At 64.3% G+C, this 19,514-nt stretch carries 18 protein-coding genes and 1 pseudogene; 14 read left to right on the top strand and 5 right to left on the bottom strand.

The window, feature by feature from the left end; all coding sequences use genetic code 11:
- Window positions 1-951, bottom strand: coding sequence for a PDR/VanB family oxidoreductase (locus ABIB95_RS01030; protein ID WP_354237597.1), 951 nt, complete (start codon window positions 949-951; stop codon window positions 1-3).
- Window positions 952-1,404: 453 nt separating this feature from the next.
- Between ABIB95_RS01030 and ABIB95_RS01035 the strand changes: the two genes are divergently transcribed.
- Complete coding sequence (locus ABIB95_RS01035) at window positions 1,405-2,328, top strand: catalase (RefSeq protein WP_354237598.1); 924 nt, start codon at window positions 1,405-1,407, stop codon at window positions 2,326-2,328.
- 8 nt (window positions 2,329-2,336) lie between these two features.
- Here the strand turns inward: ABIB95_RS01035 and ABIB95_RS01040 are convergent, their stop codons facing one another.
- Window positions 2,337-3,266 (bottom strand): helix-turn-helix domain-containing protein, encoded by a 930-nt coding sequence (locus ABIB95_RS01040; protein WP_354237599.1) that lies wholly within the window; start codon window positions 3,264-3,266, stop codon window positions 2,337-2,339.
- 447 nt (window positions 3,267-3,713) lie between these two features.
- Here ABIB95_RS01040 and ABIB95_RS01045 point away from each other — a divergent pair, with 447 nt between their 5' ends.
- The 10 genes and pseudogenes from ABIB95_RS01045 to ABIB95_RS01090 all read left to right on the top strand — a co-directional run bounded on the left by ABIB95_RS01045 (window position 3,714) and on the right by ABIB95_RS01090 (window position 13,952).
- Window positions 3,714-4,667, top strand: a complete 954-nt coding sequence (locus tag ABIB95_RS01045; RefSeq protein WP_354237600.1) for a helix-turn-helix domain-containing protein — start codon at window positions 3,714-3,716, stop codon at window positions 4,665-4,667.
- Window positions 4,668-4,719: 52 nt separating this feature from the next.
- Complete coding sequence (locus tag ABIB95_RS01050) at window positions 4,720-5,670, top strand: helix-turn-helix transcriptional regulator (protein WP_354237601.1); 951 nt, start codon at window positions 4,720-4,722, stop codon at window positions 5,668-5,670.
- 101 nt (window positions 5,671-5,771) lie between these two features.
- The gene (locus tag ABIB95_RS01055) at window positions 5,772-6,065 is read left to right on the top strand and encodes a hypothetical protein (protein ID WP_354237602.1); all 294 of its coding nucleotides are present in this window, start codon (window positions 5,772-5,774) and stop codon (window positions 6,063-6,065) included.
- A gap of 116 nt (window positions 6,066-6,181) precedes the next feature.
- Window positions 6,182-7,387 carry an NAD(P)/FAD-dependent oxidoreductase gene (locus ABIB95_RS01060; protein ID WP_354237603.1) on the top strand — a complete coding sequence of 402 codons (1,206 nt, stop codon included), beginning with the start codon at window positions 6,182-6,184 and terminating at the stop codon, window positions 7,385-7,387.
- A gap of 77 nt (window positions 7,388-7,464) precedes the next feature.
- The gene (locus tag ABIB95_RS01065) at window positions 7,465-8,262 is read left to right on the top strand and encodes an acetoacetate decarboxylase (protein ID WP_354237844.1); all 798 of its coding nucleotides are present in this window, start codon (window positions 7,465-7,467) and stop codon (window positions 8,260-8,262) included.
- A 33-nt stretch (window positions 8,263-8,295) separates the two neighbouring features.
- Window positions 8,296-9,471 carry a DUF3734 domain-containing protein gene (locus ABIB95_RS01070; protein WP_354237604.1) on the top strand — a complete coding sequence of 392 codons (1,176 nt, stop codon included), beginning with the start codon at window positions 8,296-8,298 and terminating at the stop codon, window positions 9,469-9,471.
- Window positions 9,472-9,503: 32 nt separating this feature from the next.
- Window positions 9,504-10,652: an HlyD family secretion protein gene (locus ABIB95_RS01075; protein WP_354237605.1), complete on the top strand. Its 1,149-nt coding sequence runs from the start codon at window positions 9,504-9,506 to the stop codon at window positions 10,650-10,652.
- 83 nt (window positions 10,653-10,735) lie between these two features.
- A pseudogene (locus ABIB95_RS01080) lies at window positions 10,736-12,351 on the top strand (MDR family MFS transporter).
- A gap of 34 nt (window positions 12,352-12,385) precedes the next feature.
- Window positions 12,386-13,168 (top strand): 3-hydroxybutyrate dehydrogenase, encoded by a 783-nt coding sequence (locus ABIB95_RS01085; RefSeq protein ID WP_354237606.1) that lies wholly within the window; start codon window positions 12,386-12,388, stop codon window positions 13,166-13,168.
- Between the two features lie 79 nt (window positions 13,169-13,247).
- Window positions 13,248-13,952, top strand: coding sequence for a YoaK family protein (locus ABIB95_RS01090; protein ID WP_354237607.1), 705 nt, complete (start codon window positions 13,248-13,250; stop codon window positions 13,950-13,952).
- A gap of 63 nt (window positions 13,953-14,015) precedes the next feature.
- Here the strand turns inward: ABIB95_RS01090 and ABIB95_RS01095 are convergent, their stop codons facing one another.
- The 3 genes from ABIB95_RS01095 to ABIB95_RS01105 form a co-directional block, all read right to left on the bottom strand.
- Complete coding sequence (locus ABIB95_RS01095; RefSeq protein ID WP_354237608.1) at window positions 14,016-14,882, bottom strand: PhzF family phenazine biosynthesis protein; 867 nt, start codon at window positions 14,880-14,882, stop codon at window positions 14,016-14,018.
- A 69-nt stretch (window positions 14,883-14,951) separates the two neighbouring features.
- Complete coding sequence (locus ABIB95_RS01100) at window positions 14,952-15,134, bottom strand: hypothetical protein (protein WP_223153619.1); 183 nt, start codon at window positions 15,132-15,134, stop codon at window positions 14,952-14,954.
- Between the two features lie 23 nt (window positions 15,135-15,157).
- Window positions 15,158-15,997: an AraC family transcriptional regulator gene (locus tag ABIB95_RS01105; protein ID WP_354117217.1), complete on the bottom strand. Its 840-nt coding sequence runs from the start codon at window positions 15,995-15,997 to the stop codon at window positions 15,158-15,160.
- A gap of 451 nt (window positions 15,998-16,448) precedes the next feature.
- Here ABIB95_RS01105 and ABIB95_RS01110 point away from each other — a divergent pair, with 451 nt between their 5' ends.
- The 3 genes from ABIB95_RS01110 to ABIB95_RS01120 all read left to right on the top strand — a co-directional run bounded on the left by ABIB95_RS01110 (window position 16,449) and on the right by ABIB95_RS01120 (window position 19,475).
- Window positions 16,449-18,326 carry a PAS domain-containing sensor histidine kinase gene (locus tag ABIB95_RS01110; RefSeq protein WP_354237609.1) on the top strand — a complete coding sequence of 626 codons (1,878 nt, stop codon included), beginning with the start codon at window positions 16,449-16,451 and terminating at the stop codon, window positions 18,324-18,326.
- Window positions 18,323-18,994 (top strand): response regulator transcription factor, encoded by a 672-nt coding sequence (locus tag ABIB95_RS01115; RefSeq protein ID WP_038944749.1) that lies wholly within the window; start codon window positions 18,323-18,325, stop codon window positions 18,992-18,994. Before ABIB95_RS01110 ends, ABIB95_RS01115 begins: the two co-directional genes overlap by 4 nt.
- Before the next feature lie 100 nt (window positions 18,995-19,094).
- Complete coding sequence (locus ABIB95_RS01120; RefSeq protein WP_038955794.1) at window positions 19,095-19,475, top strand: response regulator transcription factor; 381 nt, start codon at window positions 19,095-19,097, stop codon at window positions 19,473-19,475.
- Window positions 19,476-19,514: the final 39 nt, after the last annotated feature.

The following is a 19,514-nucleotide window of genomic DNA, read 5'->3' on the forward strand; positions in this document are numbered from 1 at the left end:
CTAGAGATCCAGCACCAGACGTTCCGACTTCGCGCGTGACACGCAGATCTGCATGACCTTGTTGGACGCCCTTTCGTCGTCGCTGAGGATGACGTCGCGATGGTCGGGCACCCCTTCGATCACGCCGCACTGGCAGATGCCGCAATCGCCGCGCTGGCAGTCGTAGAGCACGTCGAGACCCGCGGCCTCCAGCGCCTGGATGATGGTCTGACCGGCCGCGACGCTGACGACCCGCCCGGTCGATTTGAGCTCGACCTCGAACGGCAAGTCGGGCGAGGACGAGTGCTCGGCCTTGAAGAGCTCGTAGTGGATGCGGTCGGCCGGAATGCCGCTGCCGCGCGCAGCCGCCTTCACCGCTTCAATCATGCCGGCCGGGCCGCAGACGTAGATGTGGGCGTTTGCGTCGGCATCGCCGAGTGTCGCTGCAATGTCCAGGCGGGACTCGTCGCTGTCGTAGTGGATGGACAGGCCCTTGGCGCATATCTCCTGCAGGTGCGGCAGGAACGCGAGCAGGCCTTGCGTGCGGCCCGCATAGTGCAAGCGATACGAGCTTCCTCGGGCCGCGAGATTCGCCGCCATCGACAGGATCGGCGTGACGCCGATGCCGCCGGCGAACAGCAGCGCGGGCGCTGCTCCCTCATGCAGGTGAAAATTGTTGACCGGCGCCGTTGCCTTTACGACATCGCCGATCTTCAGCGCGTGCATGAACTGCGAGCCGCCGGTCGAAGCCTCCTCGCGCAGCACCCCGAGCGCCAGCGTACCCTCGGGGAGATCCGGCAACGCCATCAGCGAGTACGGCCGGTCGCCTCCATTCGGGAGCGCCACGCGGATATGTGCACCCGCCTGCCATCGCGGCGCGACGCCGTCCTCCACGCCAAACACAAGGCTCCGTATGAACGGCGTCTCCGCGGCATACGATCTGACCTTGAGCTTGAGCGGATGCGTGTCCATTCAGGCATCTCACGAATTATATGAATTTGCATATTTTTAGACATGTAATAATTAACTGTCAATCGTCGGCGCGGGCTCAGGCTCGGATTGCAGTCCGAGGCACGTCTCGTTGGTGCAGGACGGTTGGCACTGACCCCTCCGAGGTTGCCCACGCTTCAGCGGATGACGGATCACTCCGAACAACGACCGGCCGCGCTTTCAATGGACTTTGCTGTCCGTGCACACGCAGCCTTTGAGCGCCCGCCTCGATCCATCATGGGCCGTGGGAAGATTTCAATTCAAGCCATTCATTTTGCTGAGATATTCCATCGCCAACGACCTGCCGACGCCGCGTTCAGTGCCCTGGTGACCGCGCAAGAAGACAGCAATCGCGCTGCAAGCACAGCAATCGCTCTGGAGCGGGGAAGCATCCACGCCGCTAACGGTTGAGGGTAGCAAATCCAAGACCAAGCCATGTCCCTGTCCCCGAGCGGCACCGCCACACCCGCCTCCATTGTCGAGGCTCAGAAGGCCGTTCTGGGCAATCCACCCAAGGCACGCGCGAGCTTTGCCAAGGGCCGCTGCGTCCGGGGGACCTACATCCCTTCGGATCGGGCCGACGAGGTCACGAAGTCGCGGAGCTTCACGACACCATCGCGCGTGCTGGCGCGCTTCTCGGTGGACGGCGGCCCCCGCGGATCCGAGACCAAGGATCTCGCGCTGCGCGGCTTCAGCTTCAGGCTCGGCAACGACGAGCACCGCTCCGACATCCTCACACAGAGCGCTCCGGTTCATTATGCGAGGACGCTCGATCAAATGCTGGCATTCCTCACCTCGCGCATGCCTGGTCGCGACGGCAGGCCGGACCTGGAGAAGATCAAGGCCTTCTCCACCGCCAATCCCGAAACGCTGCATCAGGCGAACTACATCGCCACGCATCCGCCTCCCCCGAGCTTTGCCGGTACGACCTACTGGGCCGTCCATGCCTTCCCTGCAACGAGTTCGAAGGGCGAGACGCAGTTCATCAAATTCAAGGTCGTCCCGGTCGGTGGCGAACTTGCGATGATCGAGGGCAAGGGCAGGACGACGTCCGCCGACGTCCTGCACGACGATCTCAAGGGAAGGATCGCGACGCGCGATATCCGGTTCAGCCTGATGGCGCTGCTCGGCCGTCCCGACGACCCGACGCAGGACGTTACGATCCGGTGGCCGGATGAGGACAGCCGGGAAGCCGTACGGCTCGGAACGATCGTGATCACCGCGATCGAAGCGGACGAGACGTGCGATACTTCCGGCTTCGATCCGGCGAATCTTGCGGAGGGCATCGGTTATCCGCCGGATGAGATCTTCGCGGCGCGCCGCGCCGCCTATGCCAATTCACTGGCTCAGCGCCGCTGATCGGACGATCACGTCTCGCTGTCCCTGATGCCAAGCGCTTCGCGGCGCCATGCCGCCGGGCTGACGCCCACCTGCGCCGAGAACACCTTCGTGAAGTGGCTTTGATTGGCGAACCCGACCGAGATCGCAATCTCGGACAGCGGCAGGTCGCGCAGGGTCATCAACTGCTTTGCCGCCTTTACACGCTGGCGGAGCAGCCACTGGTGAGGCGGAAGGCCGGTCGAGATTCGAAACGCGCGGGAAAAATGGCTAACCGAGAGACCAAACTCGGCCGCGATCTGTTGCAGTGAAAGCGTCCCGCCAAGATCCGAGTCGAGCCTTTCGCAGGCTCGCCTCACCTGCCATGGGGAAAGACCGCCCCGGGCCGCATCCGCGACGCGCTCCCATCCGCCATAGGTCTGGGCAATGTGGGCCGTGAACGCGAGCATCATGTGGTCGATGAAGAGCTGGTTGGCCTCCGCCGGACGACGCAGTCCTTCCAACATCAGGGCACCGACATGGCGCATGATCTCGTCGTCATGGCCGAAACCATACCGGCACGCGAGGTCGCCAATGGGCGGCGTGCGGGCTTCTCGCGCGATTCCGTCGAGCGTCAGACGGGGAAGATAGAAATGGACGGAATGGAACGGCTTGTCGATGACGAAGCGCGGATCGTGCCGGAGATCGTACAGATAGGTCGTACCGGCTCTGACATCCGTCTTCGTAAAGCACTTGCCGTGCTCCCAGAGCTCGCAGTCAGGATAATCCTGCAGCTTCAGGCTGACGAGATAGGCGTCGTCGGCAAGCGAGCCGGAAAGACCCTCTACCGGCTCACTGTTCAGGGTTTCGGTGACCGCAACGTCGACGCCTCGCCGCGACCGCGTGATCAGCGAAGGAGGTGCATCCGCCAGGCTCAACTGCCGCTTGACCCTCTGTCCGAAGGTGCCAGCCAGTGCCATTCGATCGACCCATCCGTGGAATTCTGACCAGGCAACCCATCTGACTGCCGTCGCCCTGGAGGTCGGTAGCATTATCCGCTTCGGAGTACGGCGGTCCAGTCGCGTCGCGGCGTGATTTGCGATTGCGACGGGCCGCCGCTGTCGATTGTGGCAAAGCCATTTTCAGAAGCGATTTCAATATCTAATGCGTAAATCATGAGCTTGATTCTCCGCAGTCGTCCGAGAATCGCCGATCACAAGATCTCGCGTCCGAGTGCTTTGAGCAGAATCAGGACAAGCACCGCGGTTTCAGGAAAGACCCCGTAGTCCCACGTGCCTAGAAAACCACACCGAGCGCTCGCGGCGCGCTGCGGCACCCGTACGGGCGCAAAAGAAGCGATGGCTTCACGCCGGGCGCGCAAATCGCGCTCAGCCGCGAGTGCAAGGCCCCTGAGACGAGCACGTCCAATGAGCAAACCGATCTCGCACAATTCTGCGCGTGAAAATCCTCCGGCCGCATCCGAGCCAAGCCAAGGCCAGTCGTCGTCGACCGGGCGGCGTGCCGCTGATGCCGAGATGGCGCGTGTGCTCCACACCGAACCATTTCGCGTGGCATTGGACTCCTCCGGTGCCGGGATCGCCCACTGGAAACACGAACCGTTGCACGACGTCGTCGAGCCCATGAGCCACCACGTCATCATGGCCTACAACGGCGCGGTGCAGCACATGGAGCGGCGCTCAGGACGGTCGGTTGCGATTGGAACGTTTCGTCGCGGGGCTGTGATCATCATTCCCGAAGGATCGAGCTCCCGATGGGATATTCCGAAGCCCGTCGACGTCGTTCAGCTCTATCTCCCCCACGCAACGCTGAAACGCGTCGCCGACGAAGCCGCGAGCGGCACATCGAGCGAACTCCTGGAGCGAACGGCGCATCCTGATCCCATTACGTCCCGATTGATCCTGAGCGCGGTCAACACGCTGGAGAGCAATGGGGCCCTGGACACGCTGTTCAGGCATCAGTTGATCGACCTCCTGGCGATGCGTCTCCTGGTTGCCCATACCGGCTCGCAAGCCCCATTCCAGCCGACCATCGGTGGGCTTTCGCCCAAGGTCCTGGCCCGTGCCATCGAACGCTTGCGCTCGGACAGCGATACCGACGTCTCCCTCGATGCCCTCGCCTCCGATGCCGGCCTGTCGCGTTTCCACTTCTGCCGCGCATTCAAGGAAAGCACCGGGCTCTCGCCTCACGCCTGGCTGCGCCAATACCGGCTCGAGCAAGCCATGAACCTGCTTCGCGATACCGACGCATCGATCGCCCTGGTTGCGGCAGAGCTTGGTTATGCCTCGCAAACGGCCTTCGCCGCGGCGTTCAAGCGATTGAACGGCGAAACGCCGAGCGATTGGCGACGACGCGTGCGTTAGCAGCAATCGCTCCGCGGGTCCCGAAGTGCCATCCGAACGCGAGACTAGCTCCATGGACAAGCCAATCCTGCACGATCCTTTGGGAGCTCTGCTTGCCGCACCCGGTGCGCGCCACAGCGACTCGCCGAACGTCGAGCGGCGGCGTGCCGACGTGGAGATGGCGCGCATCCTGAAGACCGCGCCGCTCCAGATGGCCTCGGACCCCTCCAATGGCGGCATCGCGCATTGGAAGCACGGCGCTCTGCACGACGTCGTCGAGCCCATGACCGACCACGTCATCATGACGTACCCCACAGGCGTTCAGCGCCTGGAGCGACGGGCCGGAAAATCGGTTGCGATTGGAACGGCCCGTTCCGGAGTCGTGACGATCATTCCGGCTGGGTCGAGCGCCAGATGGGATATTCCCGGTCCTGTCGATGTCGTCCAGCTGTATCTTCCGCACGCAACGCTCGAACGCGTCGCCCGCGAAGCCGACGCGCCCATTCCCGGTGATCTTCTGGAGCGAACCGGGCATCTCGACCCTGTCACATCCGGACTGCTGATGAGCGGGGCGGATGTGTTGGAGGGCAACGCGGTTCTGGATGCACTCTTCAGGCAGCGACTGACCGATATCATCGCCACGCGCATCCTGGCCGCGCACATCGGCGAGCCGACCGCCATCGAGCCGATCATAGGCGGGCTGGCTCCCCAAGCTCTGAGACGCGCGATCGAACGCTTGCGTTCGGACAGCGATTCCGACGTCTCTCTTGCGGCGCTCGCTTCGGACGCCGGCCTGTCTCGCTTCCACTTCTGTCGTGCTTTCAAGGAAAGCACCGGTCTTTCGCCGCATAGCTGGCTGCGCCAGCACCGGCTCGAGCACGCCATGAACACACTGCGCGACACCGACATCCCGATCGCCACGGTGGCGGCAGAGCTTGGCTATGCCTCTCAAACCGCCTTTGCCGCCGCGTTCAGGCGATTGACGGGAGAAACGCCGAGCGATTGGCGACGTCGCATGCGCTAAGCAGCAATCACTCTGCAGGCAGAGCAATCGCTCTGGCGCAACTGCAGGTCCGCTCCGCTAAATGATCAGGGTGCCCTCGATCCAATAGACGGAGACGAACAATGACCTGGAAGAACTTGGTTAGTCCGGTCAAACTCGTGCCGCGACGAAGGATGGCCGCAAGCGCCATCATGTACGGACTTTCAATGGCCGTTCGCTTCACCTCGGCAACCGGCGAGGAAGTGGAAATACCAGCGCAGTCCATACGCAACGCAAGTCCGGTGATGTCCATCTTCGATAGGGATGGCGGCCAGCTTCCGTACGCCGACTGGCGTCCGTACGCCATCGAGCCAATTTTCTTTCGTCACCGCTGGCCGCCGCCGATGGCTTCGATGCCAGGCTGCCCCTCTCCCTGAGAATTCGCGATCTCACTTCACGTCTTCGCGTCATCGGTCTCGACGATCCGCCACGAGAGTGGCGGCGGCGGTGACGCGCCCATGCCCGGAAAGCTCAATCCACAGGAGATCATCAAATGCGACTCGTCATTATCGGCGCCGGCTTTGCCGGCATGTACGCTGCACTTTCCGCCGCGCGCCTGCGGGACATTCAGGGCGCTTCGCCCGAACAACTCGAGATCGCGCTTGTTGCACCGGAGCCGACGCTCGTGGTCCGGCCCCGCCTCTACGAAAGCAAGCCGGAAACCCTGACGGCACCTCTGCAAGACGTATTGAAGGCCATCGACGTCGTCTACGTGCAAGGCAGCGCCGGGACCATCGATACCAAGTCTCGTGCGATCGAGCTCGTCACGGCCGAAGGCACGAAGCAGACTCTCTCCTACGATCGGCTGGTCGTTGCCACCGGCAGCCGGCTTTTCCGACCGAACATCCCCGGCATTGCCGAGCACGCTTTCAGCGTCGACAAGCTCGACGATGCGATTGCGCTGGAGCGGCATCTCCATGATCTGGCCGATCGGCCTGCAAGGAACGGACGCGATACGGTCGTCGTGGCCGGCGGCGGGTTCACCGGTATCGAGACGGCGACGGAGATGCCGGCGCGGCTGCGTGCGGTCCTCGGCAAGAACGCCAAGGCACGCGTCGTCATCGTCGATCGCAACAGTACGATCGCTCACGATATGGGCGCAGATTCCCGCCCCGTCATTGAGGATGCGCTGCGCAAGCTTGGCGTGGAGACCCGCCTCGGCACCGGCGTCGCGTCGCTCGACAAGTCTGGCGTCACGCTTTCCAGCGGCGAACACATCGAAGCCGAGACCGTGATCTGGGCCGCCGGCATGCGCGCCGCTCCTCTGACCGCGCAGATCCCGGCCGAGCGCGACAATCTGGGCCGGCTCCTTGTCGACCGCGACTTGCGCGTGCCTGGTGTCGCCGGCGTCTTTGCCACCGGCGATGCCGCCAAAGCAGCGTGTGATGACGTCGGCAACCACGCGCTGATGTCGTGCCAGCATGCCACGCGAATGGGCGCGTTTGCCGGCAACAATGCCGCTGCCGAACTTTTGGGTGTCGCGACCAGGCCTTATCACCAGAAGGCCTACGCCACATGCCTCGATCTGGGAGAAGCCGGCGCGATCTTCACGCGAGGCTGGGATCGGAAGCTCGAGCTCGTCGGCGACGAGGCGAAGCGGACCAAGCAGCAGATCAATACTGTCTGGATCTATCCGCCCCGAGCGGAACGTGCGGCCGCGCTGGCCTCGGCCGATCCGGAGCACGTCGGCGAGGTCTAGCTGCCTCACGCGAAACGGGCCGCGCCGACCGTGCGTGGTCCGGCCCGATCACCCCATACCAATTGGAGCCGACCATGATGAAAAACGAGACCGTGCGCGCGAGCGCGTTCGCCATGCCGCTGACCAGCCCGGCTTTCCCGCCCGGCCCCTATCGCTTCATCAATCGCGAATACTTCATCATCCAGTACCGGACAGATCCCGAGGCACTGCGCCGGATTGTTCCTGCACCACTCGAAATCGCCGAACCTGTGGTGAACTATGAGTTCATCCGAATGCCGGACTCGACCGGATTCGGCGACTACACCGAAAGTGGGCAGGTCGTTCCGGTGTCCTATCAGGGCAAGGCCGGCAGCTTCGTCCACCAGATGTTCCTCAACGATCATCCGCCAATTGCGGGCGGGCGCGAGCTCTGGGGCTTTCCCAAGAAGCTGGCGCAGCCGAAGCTTGAGGTCGAGACCGACACGCTGGTCGGCACCTTGAACTATGGCTCGGTCCGCATCGCGACCGGCACGATGGGTTACAAGCACCGGGCCCTCGACGCCGGGGCCGAAGCAAAAAAGCTCACCGCACCGAATTTCCTGCTCAAGATCATTCCGCATGTCGACGGCACGCCGCGCATCTGCGAGCTGGTGCGCTTCCATCTCGAAGACATCACCGTGAAGGGCGCCTGGACTGGGCCGGCAGCGCTCGACCTGTACTCGCACGCCCTTGCCCCCGTCGCCGAGCTGCCGGTGCTCCAGGTGCTCTCGGCCAAGCATATCGTTGCCGACCTGACGCTGGGGCTCGGCACCGTGGTCCACGACTATCTGGCCTCGAGCGAAACCGTGCGGCGGCGCGGATCCTCCGAAACCCTGGTCGACGCGAATGCCGGCTGATCGACATCATCCGTACCATCGGGAGTCCTCAAAATGCTGAACGTGATGCGCGAGCAAACCAATCCTGTGCCGCAGCGGAGCAATTCGCTGCCCTACGATGTCGTCGCCCTGGTGCTGCAAGGCGGCGGCGCACTCGGCGCCTATCAGGCCGGAGTCTATGAAGGCCTGCACGAGGCCGGCATCCGGCCGAACTGGCTGGCCGGCATCTCGATCGGCGCGCTCAACGCCGCGATCATCGCGGGCTCGCCCGAAGGCGAGCGCGTTGCACGGTTGCGCGAGTTCTGGGAAACCATCTGTGCGTTTTCGATCGAGTGGCCCGCCGGCGAAGGGCTCGCCAACGCCCTGCCCTTTGCGTTCGACATCAACTCGGTACGCAACGCAATGGCGGCGGCGCGGGCCTTGATCCAGGGCCAGCCTGGCTTCTTCAAGCCACGCTTCCCCTCCCCGCTCTGGTCACCGTTCTCGGGCGACTCCGCGACCAGCTTTTACGATACGGCACCCCTGCACCGGACGCTGGAAAAGCTCGTCGACTTCGACCGGCTGAACTCGGGCGACGTGCGCGTCAGCGTCGGCGCGGTCAACGTCCGCACCGGCAACCTGACCTATTTCGACACCGCCGAGCGCCGGCTGGGACCGAAGCATTTCATGGCATCGGGTGCGCTGCCGCCGGGTTTCCCCGCCGTCGAGATCGAAGGCGAGCACTATTGGGATGGCGGCGTGGTTTCGAACACGCCTTTATCTCGCGTGCTGTCCGGCGAGCCGTGTGACACGCTGACGTTCCAGATCGATCTCTGGTCGGCCAAGGGCCACGTTCCCCACGACATGATGGAAGTATCGAGCCGGCAGAAGGACATCCAGTATTCGAGCCGCACACGCGCCGTGACCGACCAGGTGCTGCGGATGCAGAAGATGCGTCAGGCCTTGCAGCGCACGATCGCGAAATTGCCGGACGCCGCCAGGTACGATCCCGAGATCCGCGCCATCGCGGAGATGGCGCGCCATCGCTGCTACAACATCGTGCACCTGATCTATCAGACCAAGATCCACGAGGGCCATTCGAGGGATTACGAGTTCGGGCTGAGCGCGATGCGCGCTCACTGGCAGAGCGGACTGGACGATATCCGCCGCACGCTGGCCGATCCGCGACGCCTGGACCCGCCGGCTCCCGAGCTCGGCATCGTCACCCACGACGTCCATCGCCGCGACTGAATCTCACCGCCCACCTCGTTTCGGAGAATACCATGTCTTCCATTTCCTATGCTCCCGAGCAGGGCGCCAAAGCCAACCTTCGGCCATCCGGGCAGGCGATCAAGCGGGCCGCCCTCGCCTTGGCACTGGCCCTGGGCGTCGCCGCCGCAGCCGAGTTCGGCCACCACTATCTCACCATCGGCCGCTACCTGGAGACCACGGACGACGCCTATGTGAAGGCGGATTCCACGATCATCTCGCCGAAAGTGTCGGGCTATATCGCGCAGGTCCTGGTCGGCGACAACGAAACGGTGAAGGCCGGCCAGTTGCTGGCAAAGATCGACGATCGCGATTTCCGCGCCGCGCTCGACCAGGCCGGCGCCGACGTCGCCGCATCCGACGCCGCTGTCCGCAATCTCGATGCACAGCTTGCCCTGCAGCAGCCGATCATCGAGCAAGGCACGGCCGATGTCGCTGCCGCCACGGCCAATCTGAAGTTCGCGCAGGAAGAGCAGGTCCGATACGACGGGCTGATGAAGACGGGCTCCGGCACGGTGCAGCGCGCGCAGCAGACCGATGCGGCACTGCGCGCCGCCGCCGCGCAATTGCAGCACGCCAAGTCGGGCCTGCTCGCTGCCGAGCGCAAGGTCGACGTGCTCTCCACCGAACGCGCCAGGGCAGTCGCGCAGCGCGACCGCGCCCGTGCGGTCGAGCAGCAGGCGGCCTTGAACCTGTCCTACACCGGCATCATCGCGCCGGTCGACGGCACCGTCGGTGCGCGCTCACTCCGGGTCGGGCAGTTCGTCCAGGCCGGTACGCTGTTGATGGCCGTCGTTCCGCTCGATGCCGTGTATATCGTCGCCAATTTCAAGGAAACCCAGCTTACCCACGTGCGCGGCGGCCAGCCCGTCGAGCTGACCATCGACAGCTTCCGCGGCACCAGACTGCACGGCCATGTCGACAGCCTGTCCCCGGCAAGCGGCCTGGAGTTCGCGCTGCTGCCGCCCGACAACGCGACCGGCAACTTCACCAAGATCGTGCAGCGCATGCCGGTGAAAATCGTCCTCGACGACCGCAGCCTGGCCGGCCTGCTCCGTCCCGGCATGTCGGCCGAGCCGACCATCAACACCAAATCGGCGGCGATCGCCGAACGCGAAAGCAAGAAGCGCCTCGCGTCGCGCCGCCCCGAGCCTCGCAGTTGAATGAACACGCGTCCCTCGCGGTTGTCTCCTCCCGGACAGTCCGTTCAGGCAATGCTTCTCTCGCAAGCGACGAGCCGACAACCATGACCACACTGCAACCGGCCATCGATGCGGTGCCCGCCAGCGAAGGCGAGCGGTCCATCTCCACACCGGCCCCGGCGGTCTCCGCCAAGACCTGGATCGCCATCGCCGGGGCCACGCTCGGCGCCTTCATGGCGGTGCTCAACATCCAGATCGTCAACGCTTCGCTGGCTGACATCCAGGGCGCGATCGGGGCCGGCATCGATGACGGCGGCTGGATCTCGACCTCCTACCTGATTGCTGAGATTGTGGTGATTCCGCTGTCCGGCTGGCTCGCGCAGGCGTTCTCGATCCGCATCTATCTCCTGACCAATGCGACGTTGTTCCTGGTGTTCTCGGCGGCCTGCGCGCTGGCACAAGACCTGTCGCAGATGATCGTCTTGCGCGCCGTGCAGGGCTTTACCGGTGGCGTGCTGATCCCGATGGCGTTCACGCTCATCATCACGCTGCTGCCAAAGGCGAAGCAGCCGATCGGGCTGGCGCTGTTTGCGATCTCCGCGACCTTTGCGCCCGCGATCGGGCCGACCATCGGCGGCTATTCACCGAGAACTCGGGCTGGCAGTACATCTTCTACGTCAACCTGGTGCCGGGCGCGGTCATGATCGGCTTGCTGTTCGTCTCGCTCGAGGCGCAGCCGATGAAGCTGTCGCTGCTGCGCGAGGGCGACTGGGCCGGGATCGCCACCATGGCAATCGGCCTCGCCGCGCTGCAGACCGTGCTCGAGGAAGGCAACAAGGACGACTGGTTCGGCTCGCCGTTCATCGTCAAGCTGTCGATTGTCGCGGCGATCGCGCTGTCGGCCTTCCTGTGGATCGAGCTGGCGGCAAGGAAGCCGCTGCTGAACCTCCGCCTCCTGGCGCGTCGCAATTTCGGCTTCGGTATCCTCGCCAATTTCCTGCTCGGCATCGCGCTCTACGGCTCGGTCTTCATCCTGCCGGTCTATCTATCGCGCATCCAGGGCTACAACGCCGAGCAGATCGGCATGGTGCTGGCATGGACCGGGCTGCCGCAGCTGTTGCTGATTCCGCTGGTGCCGCAACTGTTACGGCGCTTCGACGCGCGGTTCATCATCGGTGTCGGCTTTGCGCTGTTCGCAGCCTCCAACTTCATGAACATCTCGATGACCAACGACTACGCCACCGACCAGCTCTTCTGGCCGAACGTCGTCCGCGCCTTCGGTCAGGCACTGGTGTTCGCCCCGCTGTCGGCTGTCGCGACATCGGGCATCGAGGCGGAGAACGCGGGTTCGGCCTCGGGCCTGTTCAACATGATGCGCAACCTCGGCGGCGCCGTCGGCATCGCGCTGCTGCAGACGCTGCTCACCAAGCGCGAGCAATATCACTCCAACGTGCTGACGCAGTCGGTCTCGCTGCTGGAGCAGGCCACGCAAGCCAGGCTCGAGAAGCTGACGCAGTATTTCATGAACCACGGCGTGACCGATCGCATCGACGCCGCTCACCGCGCCTATGTCGCGATTGGCAAGATCGTGCAGAAGCAGGCCTTCATCCTGGCTTTCGGCGACATGTTCTACCTGCTCGGTGTCGCGCTGATCGTCGCACTCGCCGCGTCCATGATGCTGAAGAAGCCCGGCCAGATCGAGGCCGGCGGCACCCACTAGTCCCCCACCCCACCTGACGTCGAAAGGAACTCCCATGTTGAAAGATAAGGTCGCTATCGTCACCGGATCGACCAGCGGTATCGGGCTCGGAATCGCCAGAGAGTTGGCCAGACTCCGCGTCAACCTCGTGTTGAACGGCTTCGGCGACCCCGGCGAGATCGAAGCCATCCGCAGCGGGATCGAACGCGAGCACGGCGTGCGCGTGGTCTACGACGGCGCCGATATGTCGAAGGGCGATGCCGTGCGCCGATTGATCGCCGCGACAATCGAGACGTTCGGACGCCTCGACATCCTCGTGAACAATGCCGGCATCCAGTTCACCGCGCCGGTGGAAGAATTTCCGTCGGCCAAGTGGCATGCGATCCTGGACATCAATCTGTCGGCCGCGTTTCACGGCATCGCGGCGGCGGTGCCCCAGATGAAGAAGCAGCGCTGGGGCCGGATCGTCAACATCGCCTCCACCCACGGCCTCGTCGCTTCGACGCACAAGGCGGCCTACGTCGCCGCCAAGCACGGGTTGATCGGCCTGACCAAGGTGGTTGGCCTGGAGACCGCCGGCAGCGGCGTGACCTGCAACGCAGTCTGTCCCGGCTGGGTGCGGACGCCCTTGGTCGAAAAGCAGATCAGCGACATCGCCGCACAGAAGAACATCAGCCAAAAGGACGCCGCCAGGACACTCCTGGGCGAGAAACAACCATCATCCGAGTTCGTCTCTCCGGAGCAGCTTGGAGGCACCGTGGCCTTCCTGTGTTCGCCTGCGGCGGACCAGATCACGGGCACCGCGATCGCGGTCGATGGCGGATGGACGGCACAGTAGCCGGCGGTCAGTGAGCGGCCCATGCGAACGGCCAGCATCGGAGTAGCCAAAGATGTCCCTGCTCGCTAGAGACCTCCTCATGCTGCAAAGGTCTGCGGATTCAGCGGATGACGCAGCGGAGCTGTCGCGCCTGGAGGCGCGGCTGCCACCGCTGCTCAGCATCATAGCCGGAATGGTCGACTTCACCGGCTTCTTCACGCTCGGTCATATCTTCACGGCTCACGTGACCGGCAACATCGTGCTGGCCGCCGTCGTTGCCGTCGATGGCGGCTCGTTTCATTGGGCACAGCTGTTGGCGATTCCCGTTTTCATGCTGACCCTGGCGACCGTCTGGCTGATCGCCCAAGCTTCCGGCCGGCACGGTTCGAGCCTGGCGCGACTGTTGCTTCGGGTTCAGTTCCTCGTGCTGGCCGCGTTGTTGATCTTCAGCGTCATCACAAGGCCGTCTGCCGATGCGGCTGGATCCCGGGCCGGCGCGGCCGCGATGATCGCCGTGTCGGCCATGGCCTGCCAGTACGCGCTCCTTCGCCTCGCTCTGCCGGGCGCGATCTCGACGGCGGTGATGACCGGCAATCTGGCCAATGCCGTCTTGTCGGCGATCGACCTGCTCGCTCCACGCACCCCTCTGCTGCCGCATGATTCAACGCCGCTGGGTCGCTCGCTCCATCGCTTGCTCGGTTTCATCTTCGGCTGTGTCGCCGCCGCGGCGGCTGTTTCAGTACTGGGAGACTGGGCCTGGTCCCTTCCGGCAGCCTTGTCTGCCGTCGCGGTCGCAGTGCGTTAGCGGGTCTGATTCAATATGAGTACCGCAGCCGAAGCGCGGCATGATCGACCAGCAACCTATGGCTTAACCGGCAATCTTGCCTTCCACGCACGTAACGCAAGCGCCGCCAACGCTGATCTCGCCGTCCGCTTCGATCGCCAAGGCGATGCGGCCATCGCGCCCGACGCAGCGCCCCTGCGCCGCCGTGTAGCTCGTCCCGGCCTTGAGGAGACCGCGGTCGCGATGGAACACGGCGATGGCGCCGTTTCCACTGCCGCATACCGGGTCCTCCTCGACGCCGCATGATGGTGCAAAAGAACGCACCTCGATAGCCGCCTCGCCATCAGCCTGACGGCCAAAAAGCGAGAGCCCGGTCACACCGAGCCGCTTCTCGAAGGCAGCCGAGCGCCGGAAGTCTGGGGTCAGCGCGAGCACACTGTCCGCGTCGGCAAGTTGCGCGACGACCCAGACGGCCCCGACATCCACGATCGCTGGAGCCACCTCGCGAACGATCCGATGCCCGATGACTGCCTCCAATTCGTCGACGTCTGCGGCTGAAAGAGCCGTGACCTTCGCCGGCGGCAACGCAAGCGTCAGACGCCTCTCCGCGCCGTCGCCCTCCACGGCAATCCGCACCAGCCCGACACCGCATTCCTGGACGAGACGACCGCCCCGGGGCATCACGCGGCCCGCCTCCAACACCGCATGGGCGCTGCCGAGCGTCGGATGCCCGGCAAACGGCAGTTCGCTGCGGGGGGTAAAAATGCGCAGGCGGTAGTCCGCCTCGGAACTCGTGGGCGGCAAGAGAAATGTCGTTTCCGACAGGTTCGTCCAGCGGGCAATTGCCTGCATTTCGGCCGTCGCCAGCCCCTCAGCATCAAGGACGACTGCGACGGGGTTTCCCAGGAAGGGTTTGGAGGAGAAGGCGTCGACGACTTTGTAGGCTCTCATGACTCTCGCTCTGCGGTTTGCCATCGCAGTGTTAACGCTTGACCTGCCCCGCTTGTAAAGGGCTCGAGGCTATCGCGCGACAACCGTGACGATGGTTCGGCAGAAATCGAAAATGAACCGGCCATAGAGAGCGCCGGATCCCGGATCTGACGATGCCAGGCGATAGGAGTTGCCGAGAGCACGGGCGATCTCCAGCACGCCCGTGACTTCATGCTGCGTCATCGCCAGGTGAATGCCGGCCAGCGGCAGCATCAGGGCCTCAATGCCAACACTGCTCATGACGGCCCAACTTCGGCGCGAGGCAGCGGCAGGAATTGCGCAAGGTAGGCGCTCCTCCATTGATAAGGCGTATCGCCGGCGAAACGCTTGAATACCGTCGTGAAATGCGCCTGGGTCTGGAATCCGACGGTCAAGGCAACGTCGACCAGCGAGACGTCGGCGCGCCTCAGCAGTTCCTGGGCGCGTTCGATCCGCCGCTTCAGCAGAAAGTCGTGAGGCCGCATGCCGACGGCCGCGCGGAACTGCGCGGCAAAGTGCATGCGGCTGAGGCCGGCGACCGCCGCCAGATGCTGCAAGGTGATCTTGCCAGCCAAATTCTCGTCGACATATTGCAGCACGCGCTTGAGGCGCCATTTTTGCAACGACCGCACAGACCGGCACCGCTCGTCGGCCTGATCGGTCTCGTTGCGCGCGACGGCCGTCGGCCGGCTGGCCCTGCGGGTCAGGATGGCAAGACGCAAGGCGTCCGCAAGGATGGCGGAGTGAGGATGATGGGCCGCTTCGGTTGCCGCGAGCGCATCGGAGAGGCTTCGCATCACCGGGTCCGGGAACTCGCCTGCACCGGCCTCCCGATCGGTCTCGACGGAGATGCGCGCGAGGCGTTTCGCCGATACCCTGAAGCTGGGCCCGTCGCCGGCGCATCTCCGCACGCCCGGCGGGGGCGTCTCGATGGCCAGAGCAACATCGAGATGAACGAGGGACAGCGTCATCGCCTTTTCGCCGGCGCGATCCGGACGTTCCGCAAGCCCGGACTGGCAACCATCGATGGCCGAGACGCCGATCGAGCCGACGACATGATCCTTCGCGCCTAGCGGGTGTGACATCTGTAGCGACATCGTCGAACTCCTTGTCCCATTTTCGATCCGGCGAGACCCAATGGCTCGTCCGAATGTGGGAGCAGAGTAGTTCGGCGGTCCCCGCGCTCCATTCTACGCGCGGGTGCACCGGATAGGTTCTCGGGTTGATCGCGTCATACCTAGGTATGACCGCGGCGTCGCCGGCCGTACGGGCGTCCCGCTCGCAGCGATGGCGGAACTGGTCTCGCCCTGCGGTATGTTGACGCGCTCGCCAATGGTCGGAAAGTCACGCAAAACGCCGTTATGCCGAGGAATTTGCCTAGTCGGCTCTCGCGCAGGATGGAACCGCGGCAACGTCTTTCAAGAGAGCACGAAAATCATGTTGCCGCATGTTGTCGGCCCGATCAAATCGCGGCATCAACGTGACCGAAAATGAGCAGAGCGACCACCAGCGACGATGACCAGTCTTGATCGGGCCACGGGTTCATCGATGAGCCGCGCCGGCTTGCGGTTCTGGTCTGCCGTCCTCGCTTTCGCGGTTTTCCTGGTCGATGTGCTGACGCCGCTCGAGGGCGCGGTCGCAGTTCTCTACGTCGTTGCGATCCTGCTCGCGGCGAGGACGCACCGGCGTAACGACATCATCGCCGCCGCTGTCGGCTGCAGCGTCCTGACCATAACCGCCTATCTGCTGTCGCACGATCTGGAGGCGATCGCCTCGCCTGCCCTTCGTGCGCTGGTGAGCCTCGCCGCCATCGGAATCACGACCTTGCTGGCGCTCCAGAATCAGGCGGCGACGAAGCGCCTCGCGGCGCAGGCGCGCCTGCTCAATCTCTCGCATGACATGATCTTCGTCAGGGATCGCGGCGGCGTGATCAGTTTCTGGAACAGGGCCGCGGAACAGGCCTACGGCTGGTCGACCGACGAGGCGATCGGGCAACTCGCCGACGCGCTGCTGAGAACCAAATATCCCGACCGGCGAGAGGCCATCGAGGCCGGCCTGCTCGACATCGGCCGATGGGAAGGCAGGCTGGAGCAGCGGACGAAGGCCGGCGGCGCACTCACCGTCGATGCAAGATGGGCGCTCCAGCACGACCATCTCGGCAAACCCGTTGGAGTCCTTGAAACGCACACCGACGTCACGGACCGCGTCGCGGCACATAACGCGCTGGTGCAGAGCGAGCAGCGATACCGCCGGATGTTCGACGCAAGCCGGGTCGGCGTCGTCGAAGAGGACTGGAGCGCAGTGCGGACCGCGCTGAATTCGCTGGAGACCGGAGGCGCCACCTTGCGGGACTATCTTGCACGAAATCCTGAATTCGTGCGGCATGCCCGCCGGCTCGCTGGAATCACCGACGTCAATCCGGCCCTCCAGAAGATGGCGGGAGCAAGCGGCTCTGCGGCCTTCATCGCGAACGTGGACAGGCTTCTGGGCGAGAACGACCGCAGTTTCCTCGGCGCGCTGGTCGCATTCGCGGAAGGAGAGCGGTTCCACGAAGGCGAGACCGATCTCGTGAGCCTCGACGGACGCAAGGTTCCCGTCCTGTTTACGATCACCTTTCCGGCCGAGCCCGACGGAGATCGCAACGTGCTCGCCTTCGTCATCGACATCACCGAGCGTAAACAGGCACAGGATGCGCTGCTCGCGGCGCAGGCGGAGCTGGCGCATGCCGCGCGCGTCGCCACCCTCGGCGAACTCAGCGCGTCCATTGCCCATGAGGTGAATCAGCCTCTGGCAGCGATCGTCACCAGCGGCGAGGCCGGCTTGCGGTGGCTGCGCCGCGACGTGCCCGATCTCAAGGAGGTTGCGGCGACGATCGGTCACGTCGTTGCTCAGGGCCGCCGCGCCAGCGAGATCGTGACCCGGATCCGGACTTTCCTGAAGAAGGCCCCTACCCAGCAGGATCTGCTGCAGATCGACGAGATCATCGAGGAAGCGACCCTCCTGGTCGCGCGCGAGCTCGTCAAGGACGACGTCACCCTCATCGTCGAGACGGAGCATGGCCTGCCGCCGGTTCGCGGCGACCGGATCCAGCTTCAGCAGGTCCTGGTCAATCTTCTGATCAATGCCGGCCAGGCCATGTCAGGCCGGCCTGGTTCCCGCACCGTTACGCTGCGCGCCGGAACCGTGGACGGCGAAAACCTCGCCATCACGGTCGAGGACAGCGGCCCGGGCATCCAGCCTGACGACTTGCCGCGCCTGTTTGATCCGTTCTTCACCACCAAGGGCGGCGGCATGGGCATGGGACTTGCGATCTGCCGAACGACGGTGGAAGCTCACGGCGGCCGATTGTCCGTGGAGAGCTCTCCGGGCTCGGGCGCGACATTCCACCTGACACTGCCATTTAGCCAAGAACACGCCTTGCCATGACACGACCAAACCAAGTGCAACCGCCGGCCCAATCCTCCAGTTCAGTCGTCATCATCGTTGATGACGACGCGAGCATCCGTGCCTCGCTCGACAGCCTGTTCCGATCCGTCGGCCTCGAGACACGCCTGTTCGGCTCACCGGCCGAGCTGCTTGGCGGCGTCATGCCCGACAAACCGGCCTGCATCGTGCTGGACGTCCGGCTCCCGGGCGTGAGCGGCCTCGATCTCCAGGGGCAACTGACCCGCCAGGGCATCAGATATCCGATCATCTTCATGACCGGTCATGGGGACATTCCAATGTCGGTGCGCGCCATGAAGGCTGGCGCCGTGGATTTCCTGTCCAAGCCGTTTCGCGATCAGGACATGCTCGACGCCGTGACGGCAGCGCTCGAGCGCGATGCGCAGCGCCGTGCGGAAGCCGCGACGAAGGAAGATATCCGCATCCAGTATGAGAGCCTGACGGCGCGCGAGCGCGAGGTGATGGGCCATGTGACCGCCGGCTTGATGAACAAGCAGGTGGCAGGCCTGATCGGCCTCAGCGAGATCACCGTCAAGATCCACCGCGGCAACGTCATGCGCAAGATGGAGGTCCGGTCGCTGGCCGACCTCGTTCGCAAGGCCGAAGCGCTCGGGATTTCCCAGAACCGAAAGACTACGGACCAAACCTGAGTATAATTCCGGCGGGACTGCCGCACGGTGCATAAGGCCCCATCGGCCGCCCAATGGGAGATATCCTCCCTGCGGAACACAGCGGTCAGGATGTGTGCCAATGGCCAAAACCCCGGTGATTGCGATCGTGGACGACGACGAAGGCGTGCGCGCGTCGCTGGCGAGCCTCGTGCGTTCGCTCGGCTATGAAGCCCACGCCTACGAGTCCGGCGTCGCCTTCCTGCGGGAACCGGCGGGAGAAGATCCGGCCTGCATGATCGCCGACGTTCAGATGCCGGTCATTACCGGCGATGAATTGCAGGCGCGCCTGGTTGCCTCCGGCCGCCATTTCCCGATCATTTTCATGACCGCTTTCCCTAGCGAACCCGTGCGCCAGCGCGTCATGGCGGCTGGCGCGCATTGCTATCTCGGCAAGCCGTCCAGCGGCGACGAGATCATCCGCCGCCTCGAAGAGGCCCTGGCGGGCCACGCGCCGCAATAGTCGGGCCCCGGCTCGGGCAAACTGCGCCTTCCCGGCGTG

The sequence above is a fragment of the Bradyrhizobium sp. LA2.1 genome (genome assembly GCF_040547725.1).
GTDB lineage: Bacteria > Pseudomonadota > Alphaproteobacteria > Rhizobiales > Xanthobacteraceae > Bradyrhizobium > Bradyrhizobium barranii.

What these genes read in the sequence shown, in the direction of transcription:
- ABIB95_RS01110 (WP_354237609.1), top strand. Translation starts at nt 16,449, where the DNA reads ATGAGCCGCGCCGGCTTGCGGTTCTGGTCTGCCGTCCTCGCTTTCGCG.
- ABIB95_RS01095 (WP_354237608.1), bottom strand. Translation starts at nt 14,882, where the DNA reads ATGAGAGCCTACAAAGTCGTCGACGCCTTCTCCTCCAAACCCTTCCTG.
- ABIB95_RS01055 (WP_354237602.1), top strand. Translation starts at nt 5,772, where the DNA reads ATGACCTGGAAGAACTTGGTTAGTCCGGTCAAACTCGTGCCGCGACGA.
- ABIB95_RS01030 (WP_354237597.1), bottom strand. Translation starts at nt 951, where the DNA reads ATGGACACGCATCCGCTCAAGCTCAAGGTCAGATCGTATGCCGCGGAG.
- ABIB95_RS01075 (WP_354237605.1), top strand. Translation starts at nt 9,504, where the DNA reads ATGTCTTCCATTTCCTATGCTCCCGAGCAGGGCGCCAAAGCCAACCTT.
- ABIB95_RS01085 (WP_354237606.1), top strand. Translation starts at nt 12,386, where the DNA reads ATGTTGAAAGATAAGGTCGCTATCGTCACCGGATCGACCAGCGGTATC.
- ABIB95_RS01090 (WP_354237607.1), top strand. Translation starts at nt 13,248, where the DNA reads ATGCTGCAAAGGTCTGCGGATTCAGCGGATGACGCAGCGGAGCTGTCG.
- ABIB95_RS01105 (WP_354117217.1), bottom strand. Translation starts at nt 15,997, where the DNA reads ATGTCGCTACAGATGTCACACCCGCTAGGCGCGAAGGATCATGTCGTC.
- ABIB95_RS01070 (WP_354237604.1), top strand. Translation starts at nt 8,296, where the DNA reads ATGCTGAACGTGATGCGCGAGCAAACCAATCCTGTGCCGCAGCGGAGC.
- ABIB95_RS01065 (WP_354237844.1), top strand. Translation starts at nt 7,465, where the DNA reads ATGAAAAACGAGACCGTGCGCGCGAGCGCGTTCGCCATGCCGCTGACC.
- ABIB95_RS01045 (WP_354237600.1), top strand. Translation starts at nt 3,714, where the DNA reads ATGAGCAAACCGATCTCGCACAATTCTGCGCGTGAAAATCCTCCGGCC.
- ABIB95_RS01060 (WP_354237603.1), top strand. Translation starts at nt 6,182, where the DNA reads ATGCGACTCGTCATTATCGGCGCCGGCTTTGCCGGCATGTACGCTGCA.
- ABIB95_RS01035 (WP_354237598.1), top strand. Translation starts at nt 1,405, where the DNA reads ATGTCCCTGTCCCCGAGCGGCACCGCCACACCCGCCTCCATTGTCGAG.
- ABIB95_RS01040 (WP_354237599.1), bottom strand. Translation starts at nt 3,266, where the DNA reads ATGGCACTGGCTGGCACCTTCGGACAGAGGGTCAAGCGGCAGTTGAGC.
- ABIB95_RS01050 (WP_354237601.1), top strand. Translation starts at nt 4,720, where the DNA reads ATGGACAAGCCAATCCTGCACGATCCTTTGGGAGCTCTGCTTGCCGCA.
- ABIB95_RS01120 (WP_038955794.1), top strand. Translation starts at nt 19,095, where the DNA reads ATGGCCAAAACCCCGGTGATTGCGATCGTGGACGACGACGAAGGCGTG.
- ABIB95_RS01100 (WP_223153619.1), bottom strand. Translation starts at nt 15,134, where the DNA reads ATGCTGCCGCTGGCCGGCATTCACCTGGCGATGACGCAGCATGAAGTC.
- ABIB95_RS01115 (WP_038944749.1), top strand. Translation starts at nt 18,323, where the DNA reads ATGACACGACCAAACCAAGTGCAACCGCCGGCCCAATCCTCCAGTTCA.